The sequence below is a fragment of the Peribacillus loiseleuriae genome, assembly GCF_001183985.1.
Classification (GTDB): domain Bacteria; phylum Bacillota; class Bacilli; order Bacillales; family DSM-1321; genus Peribacillus; species Peribacillus loiseleuriae.
On record NZ_LFZW01000001.1, the window covers coordinates 4757881 to 4775317 of the forward strand.

Here is a 17437-nt window from a genome sequence, read left to right on the forward strand (position 1 = left end):
TCCATATATTAAATACCTTGTTTTTTTTGGACACGATCGCCATTTTCTTCAAAGGAAATAGACTTCAACTGGAAATTTAATAGATAGAAAGCTAGCCACCACTTTTTTCTTCCACCTTATTATCGTTCATTTCTTTGGCGAATTTAGCAACTACTGTAAACTTAGACATCCCTTCTGATCCAGATATGTAGAAAGTTCCGCTGCGAAGCCAGGCATGGGCAATTAACCCGGTTTCATCTTTGGAAGTACCTAGGTACAATGTACTCTCAATCTTCCTCTTCTCCAACATTTTCATTCCTGCGATTGCTTTCACAAAGCACTCACTCTCCCAAAAGGTATAGCGACTCATCATATGAATTGCATCAGACACGCTTTGTAAAATTTCCTTATTCAATTCATTCTTTATAAAGGGTGTTTCAACCATCTGTTCACCTAATGATGGCGCTACCTTTGAAAACGCTAAACGTTTAAGATACCGAGCCCAAGCTAAATACAGATAAGCTTCGATCAACATCCATTTTGTTTGACCATTGACATGGTAGAACGAGAGAACTTTCCTCAACATCTTCATTTTTACCACCTAGATTGAAAAATCATGAACGGTCCATATCTTCCATTTGAATTAAATCTTCATCTTGCAACTTAGCAATAAACGCAATAACTTGTTCTTCACACACCGTTTGGTCTACATCGTAAATAGAGCAAAGGGTTGATACCAAACTTTGAATCGAAATAGGCTCCTTCATTAACTCCCAAATTTCTCCTCCCATTTCACCCAGATTATAGTACTTCCCATTTTGTATACTTAGCATTACTTTTTCCCCGTCCATATCACTTACAATATTCCCTTGCCCTTGGCTCACCATTTGATTTATTGAGATTATTTCAATTTGATTCATAGAGTATATCCTCCTTCTTAATAGTCATTAACATTAACTCTGCTAATTCATGAGCGGTAAAACGGGAAATTGGTCGTCTTAATTGATAAAGGTTCATTTTATTCACTATTTTGGCTGAAGTGTTAAAGTGCCAATCCATCAATCCTGAATCCCCAATAAAAAAATTGCGATAAGTATGGCGGTACAAGGTCAAGAATCGTTCCATTTTTTTTATCGGATGAAGTGTGACTTTCTGGTCTTCTACTTTAACGATTTCAAAAATACCTGCAAGTGGCATAGGCTCACTTGCAAATTGGGCAGCGACAGGAATCGCAAACTTGTTTTCCCTTTTAATAATTGGCTGATAATTTCTGGAGTCCATTCCAAACTGATCTAAACTTTCCATCCACAGTTTTTGTTGCGGATAAGCTGGCGTTACAATTGGGATACAATCTGATGAAAGGGTTACTGGAATAACATCATCACTAAGAAGTTGATACCCTCTGTTTAAAAAGGCGGAAGCTAAAGTAGATTTACCAGCACCAGAGTCTCCTACGATGGCATATGCCTTTCCATCTATGGCAATCGCACTACCGTGTAATGGTAGGATTTTTCTTTGCATTAATGCAGCTCCCATGCATGTACCGAGGAGGTAAAGACGGATTTGATCTTCTTGGGCATTCACCATAGGCGAAACGATAATCCGATTGCCATCTTGAATTAAATAAATAGCTACCCCCTGAACCATGAACATACAAACGTTTTCTTTTATTAGAAAATATCTATTGGATTCAGCCTCTACTTCCCATCTTTTTGTCAGGTCAGCGATTTCAACTACGATATCAATGTCTTTATTTTCTAGCTTTATTTTCTGTGTTTCTGGTAGGTCTATTTCACTAGAAATATGTAGCCCAAAAGCTTTGTATACGACTTTTTTCATCGTTGCAGTCATCTAGCACCTCTCCATGATATGTTGTATTCATTTCATTATCGCATCTATTAAATTGTAAGCAGAGCAGCTTTTCGTTCGTTATAAAGAATTATAAGTGTAAAAAAATAGAATTTACACAAAGGTTAAACAGCCAATAATCCTGCGATTAAACTTTAATTAAATTCTTTATATAGAACTATATGACTAAAAATTATCATTTTAAGGATGTCTTGTCAATGCCTTTTTTATTAATATAGTTCTTTAATCTTCTTGACAGAGTTCTATGATACGAGTCCCCAAGTATCACAACAAGATTTAGTTAGTTTATCCTTAATTTCACCTTCCGCCAAAGTCTTTTTCGCTAAAGCAATTCCACACCCGCCAATCTGCAATAAAATGTGCTAATTGCAATTTAACAAATTGATGAAAATGAACATATACTAGCTTATAAATTTAATAATTACTTTGAAAAAAGGATGAGATATTTGATATTCGAAACTCTTTAATCGTAAAAAAGAAGGGGATGCAAATTGATGTTAGTCATTAAGGATTATTTTGAGGGAAGTTCAAATGTTATAAAGTCCTATCAAGAGGACATGATTGGATTTAAAATTGCAAATGATCATGATACAACGAAACTAACCTTTACGATAAATGGCATAACCATTTTGGTCAAGGCTTTGGAGACCTTTAGTGGTAGGTTTGCGCCTTTCAAGTCTATTACCATTAACACGACTGTTCCATATCGCGCTACCGTTTTAGCCCCTTTTGATGGGACGATAACACCTCCCCCACCAAATGAAGTAACAAATTTATCCGCAAGCAATGTGAAAGCCACCACTTTAACTTTATCTTGGACAGCCTCCCATTCAAATGACGTGGTAGCATATGATATATATATGAATGGGACATTCCTAACATCTGTTGCGAATACAAGTTATGAAGTTACCGGATTAACTCCATTAACAGCGTATACATTTAGTGTTTATGCGAAAGATGGCGCCAATCATATATCAAGTGGAACAGATCTCACAATTACTACCCTTGAAACAGTGATTAAAGATACAACACCACCTGTATTAACGATTACTCCAGGCGGAACTTTTACCGATACTCAAACAGTCACCATGACGACAAATGAAACAGCTACCATCTACTATACGTTAGATGGCACTAATCCAACTTCTTCAAGCCCTATTTACTCAGCGCCGCTAACGTTAACGGATACAGCAACCATAAAAGCTTTTGCGAAAGATCTAGCTGGTAATGAATGCGTCATTCAAACAGTAAGTTATACAAAAAAAATCATAAAGCCTACAGCAGGAATCATTACGGATGGACTTATTTTACATTATGACTTTACCAATAGAGCTAAAACGACCTCTAATACCATTGTCGATAAAGTAAACAATGTTGTAGCTACTTTAGTCGGTGTTGCCCATAATGGCACTACTGATGGATATGTAGATAATAAAGGACTATTATTACAAAAACAAGGTTATGTACAGATTCCAACGAACACAAGTCCTTTAAATCAACTAATTGACTTAAATGGTGGTTTAACGATTCAAATGATTAGTTATGATACGAATGGTGTGCATTGGAAGACAGAGGATGGTAAATTTACTGCTGCTAAGTCCGATACATTTATTCGTTATAAAAGAAGTGATGAAAGTGAAGGTACTAAAGGATTTAATTCATATTGGTTTATTGATGCTACAGGGTACAAACAAAGCTATGCTGATTTTGTAAATCCGATTGGCTCTAATGCCATTAACATATTTACACTAAGAGTCAATTCTGAAAATACGGTAAATCTATTCATTAATGATGCTATAAATGAAAATGGTCGCATACCTGTTCCAAATGATTTTGCATCGTTTAATAATACCATGGCAAAGTCCCCTCTTCAGTTAAGACGCGATTACACTGTACTCAACTCCTCTCCCGAAACATTGGTTGCTTTTATCATCTACAATCGAACACTTACAGACGATGAAGTAAGAAGCAATTATCATTATTATAGAAATGAAGAGTCACTAGTGGGTATATCAACCAATCCTTCTGTTGTAAAATTGAATGCTGGAGAAAGCCAATTTCTTTCCGTACAAGCTTTACCAAATAGATATACGGATTTATTAAACATCACCTTCCAAAGTGGAAATGAAGGCTATGTGACTGTAGATGAAAATGGAGTGTTATCAGGGGTTGCGGATGGAGAAACAAATATTTCTATAACAGCTACTTTCCAAAATCAAACTTTTACAGAATACGTGAATGTAAAAGTTGGAGGACAAGTCGCAACTCCACCTACTTCTACTAGGGTCATTGACGGTATGTCGATTAATCGAAAAACAGATTCGATTAAAGTAGGGGAAAATTTTGTTGTGATGGCTACAGCTTTATCGAGCTCCCTTCCCTATGATATCTTCAATGATAATATTGTCCTTTGGGAAAGTTCTAACCCTAGTATAGCCAAAGTACAATATGGAGTTGTCGAAGGGGTAGCGGAAGGGCATGCTACCCTTACTGCGTTTGATGCAACAAGAACATACTCTAAAAGTTTCGATCTTACGGTTGTAAAACCACCGGAAGATGCGATAACGCCTGGGGAGACATACTATGTCCCCTTAAATGGGTATTCCATTAAATCCAATAATGCAGATTCGCAAAACACGACAAATGGAATCCAAAGAGCTTTAGATTATGCTTCAGCTAATAGATATAAGAAAATTATCTTTCCATATGGCACGTATTTAATTAGTCCAGCCGTTAGAACCATCTACCCTCCAACCGAAATGACGATAGATTTTAGCGACTCTATTCTTAATATTGAGCCTAGTAAATTGACAACCACAGGTTATAAGATGTTCTATTTTAATAATGTAACCCATACTAAATTGGTGAGGGCCCATGTATACGGTGAAAGGGATTCAACAACTGTTCAAGCCTCCGTTGAAGGCTGTATAACTGTTCTCATGGAGGATTGTCTTCATACAGGCGTTGAATCCTGTACGTTTAGTAAATCACCCGGGTTTAATTTCATCACTGGCACCAGAAGAAATATGAATATGGGTACTCCGACTAAAAGTATTTCGATCAGTAAATTTAATTTTGAACTAGGAAATATCGATAAAAACGGAAATATTGACAATAGTGTTACCGCCAATTATTACAGATATAATCAATATATGGACATCTCAGGATTAGGTGAATATTACCTAGTTGGTTATACACAGGGATACCACGGTTATCCGTATTTAAGATCTAGATTATACTCCATGTACTTTTATGATGAAAACTATCACTTCATAGAAGCACAAATGTTTAATTTACAGTTTTATAATTATGACAAACCTGCTAATGCCAAATATGCAAAAATGGTTATCTACCAAGAAGCACCACCAACATCAGGAGATACAGATTTTGGCGGTGCAGTTGCTTTTATGAGAACATTCGGTATGCCTAGAAATGGATTTATTAAAAACTGTACGTTTGAAGATAACTTTAGTACAGGTCTTGCGATGTGCGGTGGTCAGGGTTGGTTTATAGAAAATAATACATTTTCAAATAACAGAGGAAGAATGCCTGGGTGCGACATCGACTGGGAAGATGGATGGGAGCACATGGTTGGCGATGTATTAAAACATAACACATTTAATTCTCCAATTGGCGTGATCTTTAGTGCAGGTGGTAGTTTAGCTGCATGTAATAACACGTTTAACAGGTCTGCTTTAACGGTATGGGGCAGGACACAAAACTGGAGGGTCTTTAATAATATGTTTAACCAAAAAGCAGGAGCAACAAGCCCAAGCTTATCTACACAAGGTGACTCTGTCTTTGCGAGGAACATACTAAAAGGGCTACCTCCGTTTACCCCAGGAATACAGCATCCAGACGCAAAATATAAAGTTCATACTATTGATAATACATTTATCAATTAACAATTAATATTGGAACTATGTAAAATACTAGGAAATCCACATTCATGATGGGCTTGTAGATATTAAGTTATTTCACCTAACCTCACCCACTAATTCTTAAATAAAAGGTGAATCGATCTATATGATTATTCAGGTTATTTTTCACCAACTTGTTACAAGTGTGCAAATTTAGGCAGGGCTCTCAATAAAGTGACAGCAAAAAAACTATCCCCCAATATAAAAATAGTTTTTTTGCTGACGTATCTATCATCCACTTGCCCAAAGTACTTCTAAATATTTTTACATTTCTCTAATCATTTCATGTATTCTCCTGTTGCCATTTAATAAATTCAACAAGGATTTTATAATCTTGTACATTCCTTTTATCAATTCCCGCATCTTTTAAATCATGGATAAAATCAAGCCATTCTTTTTCTACAGCAGATGCTGTTTCATTAAGATCTTCCTCCCGATTAAGCAATTGTTGGAGACTAACCTGCAAAACACCTGCAACTTTTTCCAATACTTGAATAGATGGATTTTTATTTAGGCTTCTCTCAATATTACTTAAATACGATTTGGAAATAAAGGCCTTCTCTGCCAGCTCAGATAATGTAAGACCTCTTTGTTTTCGAATTCTTAGAATGTTGTCACCAATCATTTATTTATACCCCATTTATCACTAAATGTTTTAAAACCACACTACTTTCACTTTCGTTCAGTTCAAACCTATATGTAACTTGAAGATTAGCAATCCAATTGTTAATCTTCAAAATAACTAATTTAAACCTGCACTCTTAAGAAATTTTTCACGCTACTTATGACTATCGATATATCTTCATCTGGCATATTTGACCCTGATGGAAGACAAATACCCGTTTTAAATAATTGCTCCGATATATTTTCGCTTTTACTATGGGCATAGTAAGGATCCCTCTCAAAAAGCGGTTGCATATGAAGTGGTTTCCAGACATGACGGGCTTCAATATTTTCTTCAGCCAGAGATTGTAACAATGATTCTACTGAAATCCCCGCTTCTTCTTCATCGATCCTTAACGTTGTCAACCAACGATTCGAGCGGGTATTTTCCAATTGTGGCATAAAGCTAATCCCAGGAATATAGGCTAATTCTTGTTGATATCTTTCGAATATAGCCCTTCTTGCTTCTACCCTTTCATTCAATACTTCAAGTTGCGCCCTTCCAACACCAGCTAAAATATTACTCATGCGATAGTTATACCCGCTTTCGCTATGTTGGTAGTGTGGTGCAAAATCGCGAGCTTGTGTTGCCAGAAAGCGTGCTTTCTTTATAGCCTCAACATCATTAGAAACAAGCATGCCGCCGCCAGAAGTAGTAATAATTTTATTACCATTAAACGAATAAACACCAAACTTGCCAAATGTCCCGCTCGCTTTGCCTTTGTAAGTTGAACCAAGCGATTCCGCTGCATCTTCTATAATTGGGACATGATATTCATTACATAATGATAGGATTTCATCCATTTTTGCACTTTGACCATATAAATTAACGACAATCACTGCTTTCGGCAGTTTTCCATCTCTTAACGCATCTGATAATGCACGTTCCAATGCTTGTGGAGACATATTCCATGTTTCTGGCTCCGAATCAATAAAGATCGGTTCTGCTCCTTGATAAATAATTGGATTGGCACTTGCCACAAAGGTAAGGCTCGAACAAAGGACTTTGTCTCCTGCTCTTACATCCAGTAGCCTTAATGCCAAATGAATAGCGGCGGTCCCTGAATTGACCGCCGCTGCATCATTAATCCCAACATATGATGCTAGCTCTTTTTCAAATGCATCGACATTTGGTCCAAGTGGTGCAATCCAGTTTGTATCAAAAGCATCCTTTATATAATTTTGTTCATTTCCACTCATATGAGGTGAGGATAAAAAGATTCTTTTTTTATGCTTCATTATAATACACCCCCAATAGCATTTTTTCGTACAGTTCTAGCTGGAACCCCCACTGCCGTACAATTCGCTGGAATATCATGAATAACGGTTGCCCCAGCTCCAATCACAGACCATTCTCCAATTTGTACGTTTGGAACTACAACAGCACCTGCCCCAATATGGGCCCCTTCCTCTACTGTCACAGCACCTGTCAGTGTGGTACTTGGAGAAATGTGCACAAAATCACTGACTTTATTGTCATGTTCGACAACTGCATTCGTGTTGATAATCGTATGTTTACCTATTTTTGCATCAGCGTTTATAACAACAGAAGCCATCACTACTGTGCCCCTCCCAATTTTGGCAGTTGAGCTAACCACAGCTTTCCTATGTATCAATGTGGCATAATAACGTTCAGAAAGACCCAGATTCCTAGCGATTGATTTTCTAACTCGGTTATTCCCAATCGCTATAACGAACAGTAAATCATCAAAAAAACCAATCATCTTTTGGGCTGCGATGATTGGTCCATAATACATGCCATTGATTACTTTGACATTTTCATATTGATCATCTAAATAGGCGACAATTTCATATTCAATGTTTGAAAAAATAATATCTTCAATGACCTTGCTATGACCACCTTTTCCAATAATCGCAATGTTCATCCGTTCCCTCTTTTCACAAATGGTTTTGATCCATTAAATTTATCCATCGTTACATGTCCGTCTTGGTTGATTCCTTCCGATTTAAAAACTTTGATGGCTGTTAATAACAGTATTTTCATATCAAGCAAGATGGATTGATTCTCTACATACCAGACATCTAGCTTAAATTTTTCTTCCCACGTAATGGCGTTTCTTCCATTCACTTGAGCCCATCCTGTAATGCCAGGTCTTACATCATGTCGTTTCGCTTGTTCTTCAGTGTATAACGGCAAGTACTCCGTTAATAAAGGCCTTGGCCCTACTAAACTGATATCACCTTTCATAACATTCACAAGTTGCGGCCATTCATCCAAACTACATTTTCTGAGAAATCTCCCAAATGAAGTCAAGCGAATATGATCGGGCAATAACTGACCATTGCTATCCCTTGCCTCTGTCATCGTACGGAACTTATATACATAAAAAGGTTTGCCGTGCAATCCAGGTCTTTGCTGTTTGAAAAGAATAGGAGTACCTAATTTCAATCGGACCAACATAGCAACAGAAATGATTATTGAAAACAAAATGATGAATAATGATAAAGAAATCAACAGATCAAAAAGTCGTTTCATTTGTACCCATACTCCTCATCGAGATTAAGAGAATTCTTCCTTAATCTCCGATATATCTCTAACATGATTGCCTCTAAATAACGAAGTAATCATTTTGTTTAAGGCTAACTACTATATCTTTTTCTCTATGCTCGTTTGCTTTGGTCTATTCATAACAAACATCATTTGTTGTTTAATATCGTTTATTAATTCAGTAACTTCTAGCCTTTCTGATTCTTGACTTTTTTTGTAAATATTTATTAAGATGTCTTGAAATTGTTGTTGAGTCAGTTTTTCTGAAATATTTGTCAACCCTGCTCCCTCCAGTAGTCAAAAAATTAAGAAAACTATTTAGAAAATAAAAAACACTTTGTCTATTTCTATTATTTTTTCATCGTAACAATAATTTAGTTTACAAAATTCAAGATCTTACTTTACCACCCATTCCAGATAGAATCCGGCCCAATTCCACATACCCATTTGGATTATTGAACTGCCATCTCCATGAATCTTCACACATCTCTTCGATTCCTATTTCAGCAGTCCATCCTAGTTCTAAACTGGCCTTAGTTGGATCTGCGTAGCATATCCCTATATCGCCGGGACGACAAGCCGTAATCTTATATGGGATATTCCTACCTGATGCTTTTTCAAATGCCTGCACAATCTGCAATACACTATATCCATTTCCCGTACCAAGGTTGTATGCTCCTACACCTGTAGACGCAAGTATCTTTTCAAGAGCTTTCAAGTGACCGATGGCAAGATCAACGACATGTATATAGTCTCTGACCCCAGTACCATCCAAAGTTGCATAGTCATCTCCAAATACATTAAGCTCATCCAACTTACCAACAGCAACTTGCGAAATATAAGGCAGCAAATTGTTTGGAATACCATTCGGATCTTCACCAATACGCCCGCTTTTATGTGCCCCAATCGGATTAAAATAACGTAAAAGAGCAACGCTCCAATCATGGTCAGACACATGCAGATCTCGTAAGATTTCTTCTATCATCTGCTTTGTGCGTCCATATGGATTCGTTGCTCCTAGTGAAAACTCTTCATCTATAGGTACTCGTTTCGGCATTCCGTATACGGTCGCCGAAGAACTGAATACAAGCTTTTTAACTCCATGTTCTTTCATGACTTCACACAATCGAATTGTGCCCGTCATATTGTTGTCATAATACCGGAGAGGTAATTGAACAGACTCTCCAACCGCCTTCAGTCCTGCAAAATGAATCACGGCTCTAATCTCATTTTCGGAAAAGATGGTGTTCAATGCTTCTTTATTGAGTAGATCGGCTTCATAAAGAATGAAATCCTTCCCTGTAATTTCGCGTACTCGATTTAAAGATTCAGGTTTGCTGTTTGAAAAATTATCAACGACCACGATTTCGTATCCGGCATTTAATAATTCTACACATGTATGTGTTCCGATATATCCTGCTCCACCCGTGATTAAAATTTTCATTTTCCCTTTCCTCCCAGTTTTCATTGAACTTAAAATCATTCATAAGCCAAGCCAATTAGTCTTTGAAAATAAAATAGCACCTCAAATCCATTCATTGAGATGCGCATTTTTCCAATATGATGATCACCATTTGAAAAAAACAAAAATGCCAAGGCGGTCCATAACACTTCCCCCCTCTATGCTTTTTATTTTAACCTACATGTCTGATTTTCTTGTTAACCTTAAATCTCCCAAACAACGTTCCCGTAATATTTTTAACAATTCCAAATAAATATTTGAACTCATCTGTTTTATAAAAAATACATGTGTAAACTAAATTAGGAACAATCAAACAAATTAGAGCTTTTACGATTAGACTTAATAAATCCCCCAATAGAATAAAACTACAGATAAAATTTGTTAGAAAGTAAGTTCCAATACCTATAGCTGCATAATAAATATATTTTAGAAAATAATGACTGACAGGCTTATGGAATACTTTTTTATATACCAAGTAAGGAGTAGTCCAAAAGGGAACAGCGATTGCACTGACAAGGGTACCAATAAATACACCTGTAATTCCTATTTTCTTCACTAATAGAATAGAAAGAATTAGATTAACTGCTGCTTGACATAGTGGTACGAAACGATCTTCATGGAATATACCAGAAGTTGTTTTAACTGTTGTAATGGAATTTCTCATGCCTCTTTCATAAAAAAGAATCATTAAAATAAATAATAAGCTTCCTCCCATCAGAAACTCATTGCCTATCCAAAGAGCAATAAAATCCTCTAGCATAATCGTTAGAAAAATCGTAAAAAATGAATATAACCAGAAATTAAGAAATCGATAAGTTTTGTATATACTATATACTTTCTCAATGCTCTCATTAGCTACTAAGTTACCAACACTGTGATAAATATTATTAAAAACTTGATTAATAAAAGTTCTGCAAATTTCGATAAGCATATTATAATTTGAATAAAGTCCAACTGCTGCTACACTAACAAAAGATGAAATAATAATATTATCAGTTCCAAAAACCAGATAATTACCTATATTTTGAATAACAATTGCTTTAACATTTTTGGTTATACCCTTTTTGGTGTCACTATCTAATTTACCTTTCACTTTATTCTTTAAATATGGGTACATCTTATTAACAATAATCACTAATACAATTGAATTTGTAACGGTAATAACACTGTCAATTATTAAATATAAAATATAGTTTTGCGTGTAATGAAGAATTCCTATTTTTATACAAACAGAAATAATAGATGAAACTGAGTAAATTCCTGTAACAATATAACTCTTCTGACTAACATTTAAGAATGAGTTTTTATGAACATAAAAATACGGTGCCACTGTGTTAAGTAAAAAGATGAGATAGATTAAATGAATATTTTCTACGTTTGAATCTTTAATAAAAAAATCTAGAAACGGCATTATTGAAAGGCCTATTACTAAAATAAATGATGCAATAATCATATAAGCGTTTCTGTAAAATTTCATCAAGATATTGATTCTATAATGATCATTATCTGCTACTGGCTTATAAAGACTATACATAATACTTGCACCCAACCCAGCCTCAGCAAGGGTCAGCATGGCTAATATATTAGTAAACAGTCCATTAACTCCGAGGTACTCTATACCTAAAGTACTGATAAATACAGTACGTGAAATAAAGCTCAATAATGTGATGATGATCTGATTGCCTAAACCCGCTGCTATATTTATTAAAGAGTTTTTCGTTCTCATCTTTTTCTCCATTTTCAGTACAAAAAGCCCATAATTCATTTACGGGCTTTTTGCACATCATTTATTATTCATTAATAGATTTTTACATTGAAACAATATTATTGCTGTTAGAAGTGTACATATATTTATTTTTAAATACTTTGCTCCTTGAGCCAGCCCAGTGTCCTTCTTAACAAAGTTATAATATAAATGATAATAAGATAGTCTTCCTCTTAAGTTACAGTTATAGAATTTAATTTGTTGCTTGATATACACCGCTGTACCTTTTGGATTTTTTGAAAATACTTCTGCTATATTTTGCGTTAATCCATCCTCCAGATAATTACATATGTAAATCGTTTTATTAAACCATCTTATCTTATAACCGTCATTTGCCATTCGATCCCATACTGTTGCTTCAGTAATGAACTTTTCTCCTTCAATCTCATCAAATTTATACTTTTTAAGAATATTCGTATAAAAAACTTCTGCTTTATCACCTGTAATATTGTATTTATTACGTTCAAGGGAAGTGGCATCCATATAGTCTCCTTCAAAAGTGGTTCCTATAAATTCCGATCTACTCTTTCCTCTATTACCAGAAATTCCACAAAATGATTCTTTATTTTGAAGGTTTTTCTCCCATTTAATAATAGTCCCTAAAGCGTCATCAACTAGATAGTCGTCAGAATCCACAATAAAGAACAGTTCACCTTTAGCTAATTCGGTACCTTTATTAATTGCTCGATGTTTACCACCATTTTCAATTTTATAATATCTAATCGTAAATGGATTATTCTCTGATTGCCATCTATTAAACAATTCTTCTGTATGATCTGCTGACCCATCATCGATTACTAGCCATTCAAAATCAGTATAGGTTTGTTGTTGTAGGGATATATATAATTTCTCAATAATATAGCCGCGATTATAAGTTGGCGTAAAGACAGTTATTTTCATAAAATGACTCCCTTGATATATTCTACATACTCGAACGTCTATAACCCTATTTCTTACCCAACCTTACGAATCTCGTTTTTCTTCATTTTCTGTAAAAAAAGATTTATAGATCTAATACAAAATCCTTGCGTAAATGGAAAAATATTAAATAATGTTGAATAGATACCAATATCCTTCGTATCCCCTTGCGAAAAATCAACAGCACCATTTCTTCTCGTAACCTTCATTAAGTAGTGAATGGCTTTCTCTGATCCTTTTATACATTGATCAGATATACTATCAAGTCTTGCTGCGTTCAATAAGAACCAGCTCAAAGTAGCTGTCGTTGAAGAATCCTTGTTGCTTTCACTTCTAGTTACAGTCCAATTCCAGCTGCCATCATTCTGTTGAAAGCTCATAACTCCCTTAGCAAACCTTATGACACTTTTCTCAAGTTCCAATTTGGATTTGTGGTTAAATGGAGTCTCATTCCATGCATCTATTAAACCAATGGCGAACCAGCCAAGCCCTCTCCCCCACCCATAAAGGCCTAACGGTATTTTATTTTCTATATTATAAGCATGAACGGGGATGTTGTATTCTTTATGCATACCGTACTTTTCATAACTTTTTATTTGGTTAACCGCTAATTCTACACATTCTTCTTTTTCATACTTTACCCCATAGCATACTAGGAAGGGACAAATAAACCCAATTGTATCAACATACCGATAGTTTTTCATAGAATGCCTATATTTCACGGTGCCATCTTCACCCATATGCTCTTTAATCATTTCCCATGTATAATCTAATGCTTTCTTATATTTATTCGTATCTATAAAGTCCAATTTCATAACTGCATATGCTAATATGGCCCCATCAACATTTTGCGGTTTGTTAACCCACTGACCTTCATTATTAAATTTAGAATCCAAGTATTCAAGGATCAACTTTTTAGCATTTTCATCCGTATTATTTTTCAAATATTCAGTCATACCAAGCAGTAATGAGCCCTCTTGCCAATGCTGTATGGCACTTTTAGTGTAATTCCCCTTAAGGACGTCTATTACAACTAATCTTGTATTATCAGTCACCTTTATTTTGGGTGTGTTTTTTAACCAAGATAGCCCTTTTTTTGTAATCTCCTTATTCCAGAGGTCACAATCTTCATATCTTCCTATTTTAATTCTAGCTGTCCAATCCCTCATGATCGGTACTATATCAATAGCACTAACTAATACAAATATAGATAATAATATATAGCTAAAAGTTTGTAATATCATGTTTATCTATCCTTTCAACGGAAACCAAAATTTCCGCTACTTTACATATCCAATAGCATCATCTAACTCCTTCGACATTTGATTGCACATATCAGGGGTAATGTTTCCGCCTATTGTCCATTGATAATCATATACGGGTGCATTGTCCATATTTGCTTTATGTCTATTAATATACTCTTCTGTTTTAGCAATCTCTTTTGCAGGGTTACCACCGACAACATACCCTGCCGGCACAGATTTAGTTACTATACTTCCCGCAGCCACAATTGCGTTTTTCCCAACTGTTACTCCGGGCATAATCAAAGCTCTTGCGCCTATAAAAGCATTGTCTTCTATTTTTATTTTTGAAATTTTTGTATAATTTAGGTATCGTTTTGTGCTAGCATCGTGCGCTAGTAAGTATGTTTGAGGAGCAAAGGTAACATTATCGCCTATTTCAATTAACCAACAATGTGCATAATCGATTGTACTTGCTGCCAGCCCATGACAGGTCTTACCTACTTTCATACCTTTTTCAATACAGGCTTGTACATTTAAATCTTCTGGAGATGTTTTTCTCAATCCCATTGATAAGAATCTCGCTATTCTCGTAAACATTTTTAATTCCTCTTAAAAGGGTATAAATAAATGCTGCATATTTGATCAAAAAAAATACACCACTCAATTTAACGAAGTGAATGCCTTCTCACTAATTTTCTTGATAATCTTTTTTATGCTCCATTAGTTCATACAGTTTTTCAATTTCATTTTCTGTTCCAAATTCTTCTGTTTTCAAGTTAATAATAAACTTCTCTGTTAAATCTCTATTCCTAATCAATCTTTCAAGGTTATTCGCTACGGATACTGCATCCATATCTGCAATAATCCCATTAAAATTATTCTTTATATGGCTTTTTGCTGTTTCAAAATTAGTAATCAAAATTGGCTTTGCCAAAATTTTAGCCTCATTTATTGAAATGGACTTCCCTTCATACCTGGATGCTTGGATAAATATATCCGCTTTCCTGATATAGGAATATGGGTTTTCCTTCATCCCCAAAAATACAATTCTCTCTTCTAATTGCCTCATTTTAATTCCTCGCTCTAGATCTGCTTTAACATTGCCTTCACCGATTAAATACCACTTGATATCGTAGCCTTTTTTTACAAGGATATCAAAAGCTTCCAACGTAATATCAAGGCCCTTTTCTTTAGCTAATCTACCCACAGAAATGAGTGATGTACTATTATCATCCGCTTCTTTTAATTCTACCTTTTCTAACGACATTTTATCAATTACGCTAGAAGATACAATATTATAAATACACTTAAATTTATCTTTATATTCAGGGAATTGTTCCTTTAAACTAGACACTAATTCTTCAGACACCGTAGCAACATAATCCAATTTTGTAAAATAACGTTGTTCCCTTTCAGGGTTAATCCCTAGTTTTTTGTAGTCGGTATGTATCCAGCCTATTTTCACATCGGCCTTTACATGATCAACACAAAAATATATTGGGTTTTTTTCTTGAAATCCTATGGCAACATCATAATTCTTTTCTACCCGATCAATTGACTTTGATAAGTATCTCCAAAATTTCTGTTCCATGACAGCACCGTTATTTTCAGTTTTAGCTAGATATCCAAGTACACCTCGATTGAAAGCAGTTTTAATTTCTCCCTTTTTAAGTAGCTCTTTTGAAGCAGTTTTTATTGGCATATCAAAGTATTTATAATTATCAGGCTCTGGAAGCAATGTTACTTCCTTAGGTAGTTTGTTCATAAACATCCCTTCATGCCTAAATAGGAATAAATCAACATGATATTTAGAGTAATCCATTGTTTCTAATAAAGAAATGAGTGACTTTTCAGCACCGCCGCAAACTAAATGATTCATAACAAACAAAATATTTTTTTTCAAAAGATCACCTCTATATAATCTTGTAAAACTTATTAATTTCCTCCTCTGTTCCTAATCTTTCTTCTTTTAAATTTTGGATGAGTTGATTACTTAAAGAGGTATCTCCCATTAACTTTTCAATTCCATTGACAAGTGCATCCGTGTTCATTTCTACAATTAAACCATTAACACCATTATTTATCTGATCTTTTGCCGTACTAAAATTTGTTACAACGATTGGTTTATGGAGTATTTTAGCTTCATCAAGAGCAATAGACTTTCCTTCAAACCTTGATGGTTGGGCATAAATATTCGCCTGTTTTAAATAAGGGTATGGATTCGATTTCAGCCCGAGTAATATAAAATGATCTTTTAATCCATTTTCTTCAATAAGATTAGTCAGTCTTTCACGTTCATCCCCTTCACCTATCACAAACCATTTTATTTGATATCCTTTATCTAAAAGTTTTCTACATGACTCTACAGCCATTTCTAAACCTTTTTGATAATGAAGCCTTCCTATAGTAAGAATAGTAATCTCACCATCTTTTTTGTCAAAAACATTTTCAACCTTTTGAGCAGCCATTTTATCAATGATTGTTGGAGAGACAATATTGTATATGACCTCAACCTTATCTTTTTGGCTTGGAAATCTGTTAATAAAAATATTGGCGCATTCTTCCGAGACTGTGACTATTTTTGATAGCTTCTTAAAATATGGTAAGTCAAATTCTGGATCCATCCCTAACTGATCATAATCAATATGTACCCAGCCTATTTTCTGTTGTGCATCAACTTTATCCATACAGAAATAGGTTGATGTTTTTTCCAAGAACCCAATAGCTGCATCATATTTTTTTTCCAGTTTGTCTAAGGATTTAGCCAAATGCTTCCATGTATATTGTTCTCTTCTGGAAATATCTTGAATTACCTTATTTTTTATTGTAAAACCAACCCTATGATAGACTAGCTCAGGCTTTCGTTCTCGTATCAGTTTCCAAATTGATTTAAATAACGGTATAGTGAAATGTTTATAGGTTTCTGGAAGAGGTAAAACATGAACTTGCTTTGGCAAAAATTCCATGAAAATACCTTCTTGGTTTAATAAAAATAAATCAACATGATAAAGATCGTAATCAATTTGTGATAATAAATTGACTAAACTTTTTTCCCCTCCACCAGCAGATAAACTGGGTATGACAAATAATAAATTTTTCTTCATTATA

At 34.9% G+C, this 17437-nt stretch carries 16 protein-coding genes; 1 reads left to right on the plus strand and 15 read right to left on the minus strand.

Annotation, left to right across the window (positions count from 1 at the left end; all coding sequences use genetic code 11):
- Nucleotides 1–91: 91 nt before the first annotated feature.
- From AC625_RS22035 to AC625_RS22045, 3 genes are read right to left on the minus strand one after another with little or no spacing between them, the layout of a single operon-like run.
- Nucleotides 92–571 carry a lasso peptide biosynthesis B2 protein gene (locus AC625_RS22035; RefSeq protein WP_049683227.1) on the minus strand — a complete coding sequence of 160 codons (480 nt, stop codon included), beginning with the start codon at nucleotides 569–571 and terminating at the stop codon, nucleotides 92–94.
- A gap of 22 nt (nucleotides 572–593) precedes the next feature.
- Nucleotides 594–899, minus strand: a complete 306-nt coding sequence (locus AC625_RS22040; RefSeq protein ID WP_049683228.1) for a lasso peptide biosynthesis PqqD family chaperone — start codon at nucleotides 897–899, stop codon at nucleotides 594–596.
- A complete protein-coding gene (locus AC625_RS22045) occupies nucleotides 886–1830 on the minus strand; it encodes a phosphoenolpyruvate carboxykinase (ATP) (protein WP_049683229.1) in 945 nt (314 codons plus the stop codon). The genes AC625_RS22040 and AC625_RS22045 overlap by 14 nt, the downstream gene beginning before the upstream one ends.
- A gap of 512 nt (nucleotides 1831–2342) precedes the next feature.
- Here AC625_RS22045 and AC625_RS22050 point away from each other — a divergent pair.
- Nucleotides 2343–5753 (plus strand): chitobiase/beta-hexosaminidase C-terminal domain-containing protein, encoded by a 3411-nt coding sequence (locus AC625_RS22050; protein ID WP_049683230.1) that lies wholly within the window; start codon nucleotides 2343–2345, stop codon nucleotides 5751–5753.
- 298 nt (nucleotides 5754–6051) lie between these two features.
- On the opposite strand, the gene AC625_RS22055 is transcribed toward AC625_RS22050, so the two are convergent.
- The 12 genes from AC625_RS22055 to AC625_RS22110 form a co-directional block, all read right to left on the minus strand.
- The gene (locus AC625_RS22055) at nucleotides 6052–6393 is read right to left on the minus strand and encodes a helix-turn-helix domain-containing protein (protein WP_049683231.1); all 342 of its coding nucleotides are present in this window, start codon (nucleotides 6391–6393) and stop codon (nucleotides 6052–6054) included.
- A gap of 122 nt (nucleotides 6394–6515) precedes the next feature.
- Entirely contained in the window at nucleotides 6516–7670 is a 1155-nt protein-coding gene (locus AC625_RS22060) for an aminotransferase class I/II-fold pyridoxal phosphate-dependent enzyme (RefSeq protein WP_049683232.1), read from the minus strand.
- A complete protein-coding gene (locus tag AC625_RS22065; RefSeq protein ID WP_049683233.1) occupies nucleotides 7670–8317 on the minus strand; it encodes an acetyltransferase in 648 nt (215 codons plus the stop codon). Before AC625_RS22065 ends, AC625_RS22060 begins: the two co-directional genes overlap by 1 nt.
- Entirely contained in the window at nucleotides 8314–8928 is a 615-nt protein-coding gene (locus AC625_RS22070) for a sugar transferase (protein WP_049683234.1), read from the minus strand. Before AC625_RS22070 ends, AC625_RS22065 begins: the two co-directional genes overlap by 4 nt.
- Nucleotides 8929–9039: 111 nt before the next feature.
- Nucleotides 9040–9219 carry a YwzD family small protein gene (locus AC625_RS22075; protein ID WP_049683235.1) on the minus strand — a complete coding sequence of 60 codons (180 nt, stop codon included), beginning with the start codon at nucleotides 9217–9219 and terminating at the stop codon, nucleotides 9040–9042.
- Nucleotides 9220–9328: 109 nt separating this feature from the next.
- Nucleotides 9329–10384 carry a UDP-glucose 4-epimerase GalE gene (gene galE / locus AC625_RS22080; protein WP_049683236.1) on the minus strand — a complete coding sequence of 352 codons (1056 nt, stop codon included), beginning with the start codon at nucleotides 10382–10384 and terminating at the stop codon, nucleotides 9329–9331.
- A 190-nt stretch (nucleotides 10385–10574) separates the two neighbouring features.
- Nucleotides 10575–12128 (minus strand): lipopolysaccharide biosynthesis protein, encoded by a 1554-nt coding sequence (locus tag AC625_RS22085; protein WP_049683237.1) that lies wholly within the window; start codon nucleotides 12126–12128, stop codon nucleotides 10575–10577.
- A 57-nt stretch (nucleotides 12129–12185) separates the two neighbouring features.
- Nucleotides 12186–13067, minus strand: coding sequence for a glycosyltransferase family 2 protein (locus AC625_RS22090; RefSeq protein ID WP_049683238.1), 882 nt, complete (start codon nucleotides 13065–13067; stop codon nucleotides 12186–12188).
- Nucleotides 13068–13120: 53 nt separating this feature from the next.
- A complete protein-coding gene (locus AC625_RS22095; RefSeq protein ID WP_049683239.1) occupies nucleotides 13121–14329 on the minus strand; it encodes a glycoside hydrolase family 88 protein in 1209 nt (402 codons plus the stop codon).
- Between the two features lie 36 nt (nucleotides 14330–14365).
- Entirely contained in the window at nucleotides 14366–14926 is a 561-nt protein-coding gene (locus AC625_RS22100) for an acyltransferase (protein WP_053178166.1), read from the minus strand.
- A gap of 91 nt (nucleotides 14927–15017) precedes the next feature.
- The gene (locus AC625_RS22105) at nucleotides 15018–16232 is read right to left on the minus strand and encodes a glycosyltransferase (RefSeq protein ID WP_049683240.1); all 1215 of its coding nucleotides are present in this window, start codon (nucleotides 16230–16232) and stop codon (nucleotides 15018–15020) included.
- Between the two features lie 10 nt (nucleotides 16233–16242).
- Complete coding sequence (locus AC625_RS22110; RefSeq protein WP_049683241.1) at nucleotides 16243–17433, minus strand: glycosyltransferase; 1191 nt, start codon at nucleotides 17431–17433, stop codon at nucleotides 16243–16245.
- Between the last annotated feature and the right edge of the window lie 4 nt (nucleotides 17434–17437).

What these genes read in the sequence shown, in the direction of transcription:
- AC625_RS22035 (WP_049683227.1), bottom strand. Translation starts at nt 571, where the DNA reads ATGAAGATGTTGAGGAAAGTTCTCTCGTTCTACCATGTCAATGGTCAA.
- AC625_RS22040 (WP_049683228.1), bottom strand. Translation starts at nt 899, where the DNA reads ATGAATCAAATTGAAATAATCTCAATAAATCAAATGGTGAGCCAAGGG.
- AC625_RS22045 (WP_049683229.1), bottom strand. Translation starts at nt 1,830, where the DNA reads ATGACTGCAACGATGAAAAAAGTCGTATACAAAGCTTTTGGGCTACAT.
- AC625_RS22050 (WP_049683230.1), top strand. Translation starts at nt 2,343, where the DNA reads ATGTTAGTCATTAAGGATTATTTTGAGGGAAGTTCAAATGTTATAAAG.
- AC625_RS22055 (WP_049683231.1), bottom strand. Translation starts at nt 6,393, where the DNA reads ATGATTGGTGACAACATTCTAAGAATTCGAAAACAAAGAGGTCTTACA.
- AC625_RS22060 (WP_049683232.1), bottom strand. Translation starts at nt 7,670, where the DNA reads ATGAAGCATAAAAAAAGAATCTTTTTATCCTCACCTCATATGAGTGGA.
- AC625_RS22065 (WP_049683233.1), bottom strand. Translation starts at nt 8,317, where the DNA reads ATGAACATTGCGATTATTGGAAAAGGTGGTCATAGCAAGGTCATTGAA.
- AC625_RS22070 (WP_049683234.1), bottom strand. Translation starts at nt 8,928, where the DNA reads ATGAAACGACTTTTTGATCTGTTGATTTCTTTATCATTATTCATCATT.
- galE (WP_049683236.1), bottom strand. Translation starts at nt 10,384, where the DNA reads ATGAAAATTTTAATCACGGGTGGAGCAGGATATATCGGAACACATACA.
- AC625_RS22085 (WP_049683237.1), bottom strand. Translation starts at nt 12,128, where the DNA reads ATGAGAACGAAAAACTCTTTAATAAATATAGCAGCGGGTTTAGGCAAT.
- AC625_RS22090 (WP_049683238.1), bottom strand. Translation starts at nt 13,067, where the DNA reads ATGAAAATAACTGTCTTTACGCCAACTTATAATCGCGGCTATATTATT.
- AC625_RS22095 (WP_049683239.1), bottom strand. Translation starts at nt 14,329, where the DNA reads ATGATATTACAAACTTTTAGCTATATATTATTATCTATATTTGTATTA.
- AC625_RS22100 (WP_053178166.1), bottom strand. Translation starts at nt 14,926, where the DNA reads ATGTTTACGAGAATAGCGAGATTCTTATCAATGGGATTGAGAAAAACA.
- AC625_RS22110 (WP_049683241.1), bottom strand. Translation starts at nt 17,433, where the DNA reads ATGAAGAAAAATTTATTATTTGTCATACCCAGTTTATCTGCTGGTGGA.